Here is a 3579-nt window from a genome sequence, read left to right as displayed (position 1 = left end):
AAGTCATGGCGTCCTTTCCAAACTGCCGTGGCAAATTAAGAGAGCAAGTTGCGGCAAATGTGGAGAGCAGTTCGTGGACAAAAGATGGAATCAAATACACTCTACAATATTTAATCGTCTTTTAATCATTTTTTATTTACAAGAACTTGTCCTATATACTTCAGGTTGATTTTTATGTCTTATTTACCCAATTGCGTACTTTTACCCCCAACTTTCATATTTCGCCTCTATCAGCAAAAATTCTCATAGGGTTATTCCATTACCCCAACAAAAAAAATCGCTCTAAAGCGATTTAAATGCGTCGTTTATTTTGGGGTTTTTCCACATACTGCTAATATCAACCCTTTTGGACATTTTTATATTAATTCTGCAGCAAACTTATCTTTAGTCAGATCTTTATTATAAATTTTAAATATTAGGCCTAATTTGTTAAAGTTATTAAATAAATTTTTTCTATTACAATTTTGCATATTACAATCAAAAAAATAAATCTTTAGATACAGAATGCCGATTTCAAAATATTTATATATCATCATCCGTATCTCATATTTAAAGGATAATAATTATCAATAAGATATATTTTATATTATCATGAATTTTCTTATTAATATATATTTGAAGACAAACCTATTTTGCTTTTCTAAAGATTGATGCAGCTCTATCCTCCCAGCCTGGACAATGCCTCCCTCTCCTGCTTCTTCAAGCTCTTATGTATAAGATTGTAGGACATATCAATCATTTCAAGCACTTTCTCTTTCGGGACATCAAGGTCGGCATCTACTGTATTCCAGTGCTTCTTATTCAAATGGTATCCGGGTGTTACCCCTTCGTACTGCTCCCGGAATGCAACTGCAAGCCATGGATCACACTTCAGGCTGATTTCATCCTTATCCTTATTGATATTCATGAATGCAAAGAATTTGCTGACCAGCTTGAAGGACATACATGAGCTGTCAAAGGGAAATTCGACCGTAACACCGGGCTTGTTCCGGCAGTATTCTATCAATTCATCCTTAGTCATTTCTAAACCTCCAATAATATAGATTTGAAAATTGAAGCTCAATCTATATTCACTATATCAAACTCAAATGGAAATTCTTCTGCAGTTTTTGAATTAAAATCCACCTTATACCCTGTTCCATCTTTGTAAAAGAACCCGGAATCCGGTTCAATTTTCACATAGCACATATTTTCATCCGTCTCATCATTATGTTCAAAATACCAGGGTGAGAACACTTCTATCAATTTACTTCTAATAATTTTGTTTTCATCTTTCAACGGATGTCCCAACATATGTGCTGTACCAGCAAACCGGTAAAGATTATTGCACAATGCCACTTTTTTATTCGCGCACATTTCTATAACCTTGTGCGACTTTGCATAAGTGACTATGTAAAATGCGCCATCTTCATAATATGTATCAATGAATCTGACAGACGGTATGTTCTCTTTTTAAGTTGCTAGCGCAAACTGATAGTCTTTGCCGAACAATTCAGCTAAAACATCAAGGCTTTTTTCATAAGTTGACATTTGTTAACCCTCCCAATAAAAATAAAATTATCCCTAAGAGCTATTCTACCACTTCTGCTGTAGGAAATGGTAGTTGCAGCTAATGTTGTATCTGTTTTTACTTAAACCTGGAATTGTCATAATTGTACGGAATACTTGCACCTACCACTACATCCTGAATTTTATCCAAGATAAGCCAATCATCCATGTTGCCTTGTTGTTCAGAGTCTATGGATATTACTCAATAATCATCTCACTATTACAATCTACCTTTTTATAGCTTCTAAACAATATCACTACTAAAAGAGCATCAAATAACAGAATAGCCCCATTCAGATAGAAGGGTACAGCATGGCCAAAAGAGTCATACAGCCATCCGCCCATCAAAGGACCGATAACTGCACCCAGGCTGCATACAAACAAATATAGACCATAGGCTGAGCCGCGAATATTCTTTCCTACAATATCTGCAACCAACGCTTCCTGTGCCGGCGAAGCCATGACTATTCCTATGGATTCCATAACCCAAAGAATAACTAATATAACAATGCTATATACATGAGTGAACCCTAAAGAAACCAAACCTGAACCAATCAGCCCTATAACCATTGGCATTATCCGACCGAACTTATCACTGATCCCGCCCAATACCGAGGGTAAAAATGCATAAACAACAGCTGCCGGAATAAATGCAGTTGCCAATGCTCCGATATCAGCGGTGAATCTATCCTGAAGATAAATCATAAGGAGAGGACTAAGCATAGACGTTGATATTGAACTAATGAAAACTATTAGCAATAATCTCATAAAATTATTGTTCAGTTTATTGTTGTCGGATTCGGTCTGTTCAATCTCCGCTGCTTTTGTCTCAGGAATAAATCTATATGCGATAAAACCTGCTATTATCGACAAAACCGCATAACCCTTAAATACAATGCTCCAGCCGCTTATAAGAGTAAAATTGCTTAGTACAATAAAACCTATGAAAGCACCGTACAATGCACCCTTGCTGCTGGCACCATCTACCTGTCCGATAGCAGCGCCTCTTTTTCCCTCATTTGCGATATCTATGGCAATAGAGTAAGCCGAAGTCCACATAAATGAAGCACCTATTGCTTGAATAAATCTGCTTATATATAAAGATAACACATTAGTTGAATATGAGAACATCAGCATTGAGATCCCATAAAAGAGAAATGCAGCGACAAAAAAAGCTTTCCTTCCATATCGGTCTATACCCCTTCCAATAAACGGCCTTAGTATCAAGGCAACAACGCTGAATATTGAAAACAACCCTCCGATAGTCAACGCATTCCCGCCAATGCTCTTGCTGTAAATAGGCAGTATAAATGACATGAAACCAAAGGCAAACGATCCCAGAACTATGGAAGTTCTTAAATGATACCTTATTTTTGATGTGTTTTCCATGTTTACCCCCTCATCTAGCGAACTCCGCATAGGAGTTTGAACCTAAATATACATTGGAGTGTTTTTCTTACTTTTCAGTCTGTTCAGTCATTAATACCCAACGGAATCCGAATTTATCCACTAAAGAGACAAAACAAGAACTATAAGTGGTACTTTTCATTGGATATACTATTGTACTTCCTTCTTTTAGAATTTCATATGCCTTTTTAACACTTGCAGCTTCTTCAAAAGTTATTACTAAAAATAGTGATGTACCTTTTGATAGGTCAAAATCTAAAATATCCGAGAAAAACACTCGCTGATTCCCTATAAGCACTTCTGCGTGATAGACCATTTTTTTTTGTTCATCAGTCAGTGGATGATTCCAATCACTCTCGTCAGCATCTGAATATCACATAATAAACTTAGTTTTTGCGCCAAATGCCTTTTGATATAATATTATAGCCTCTTCACACTGTCCATTTAAGTTAAAGCTTGGTGTTACGTTAACCATAATGATCTCCCTTCAACTTCTTTTATTGTGCAACTTTTTATCATTTGAGCTAGTTAATAGTACTTAATACCATTTACATAATTAATGAACACTTTACATAGAAGTTCATTCACTTTCACTTGCCTTTTAACTTTACAATATCATAGATG

The 3579-nt window shown here is 35.8% G+C and carries 4 protein-coding genes; all 4 read right to left on the bottom strand.

Annotation, left to right across the window (positions count from 1 at the left end):
- Positions 1-658: 658 nt before the first annotated feature.
- The 4 genes from ACESM9_RS15035 to ACESM9_RS15020 all read right to left on the bottom strand — a co-directional run bounded on the left by ACESM9_RS15035 (position 659) and on the right by ACESM9_RS15020 (position 3271).
- Positions 659-1021: an MmcQ/YjbR family DNA-binding protein gene (locus tag ACESM9_RS15035; protein WP_373000567.1), complete on the bottom strand. Its 363-nt coding sequence runs from the start codon at positions 1019-1021 to the stop codon at positions 659-661.
- A gap of 38 nt (positions 1022-1059) precedes the next feature.
- Positions 1060-1356 carry a hypothetical protein gene (locus ACESM9_RS15030; RefSeq protein WP_373000564.1) on the bottom strand — a complete coding sequence of 99 codons (297 nt, stop codon included), beginning with the start codon at positions 1354-1356 and terminating at the stop codon, positions 1060-1062.
- Positions 1357-1746: 390 nt separating this feature from the next.
- Entirely contained in the window at positions 1747-2937 is a 1191-nt protein-coding gene (locus ACESM9_RS15025; RefSeq protein ID WP_373000562.1) for an MFS transporter, read from the bottom strand.
- A gap of 67 nt (positions 2938-3004) precedes the next feature.
- Positions 3005-3271 (bottom strand): VOC family protein, encoded by a 267-nt coding sequence (locus ACESM9_RS15020; RefSeq protein ID WP_373000559.1) that lies wholly within the window; start codon positions 3269-3271, stop codon positions 3005-3007.
- Between the last annotated feature and the right edge of the window lie 308 nt (positions 3272-3579).

The organism is Lutispora sp. (assembly GCF_041687175.1).
Classification (GTDB): domain Bacteria; phylum Bacillota; class Clostridia; order Lutisporales; family Lutisporaceae; genus Lutispora.
The sequence above is the reverse complement of the archived record's forward strand: the minus strand, read 5'-3'. Positions and strand labels throughout refer to the sequence as shown.

Bases quoted from the DNA above. Each gene is read 5' to 3' on its own strand.
- ACESM9_RS15035 (WP_373000567.1), bottom strand. From the start codon at position 1,021: ATGACTAAGGATGAATTGATAGAATACTGCCGGAACAAGCCCGGTGTT.
- ACESM9_RS15030 (WP_373000564.1), bottom strand. From the start codon at position 1,356: ATGTGCGCGAATAAAAAAGTGGCATTGTGCAATAATCTTTACCGGTTT.
- ACESM9_RS15025 (WP_373000562.1), bottom strand. From the start codon at position 2,937: ATGGAAAACACATCAAAAATAAGGTATCATTTAAGAACTTCCATAGTT.
- ACESM9_RS15020 (WP_373000559.1), bottom strand. From the start codon at position 3,271: ATGGTCTATCACGCAGAAGTGCTTATAGGGAATCAGCGAGTGTTTTTC.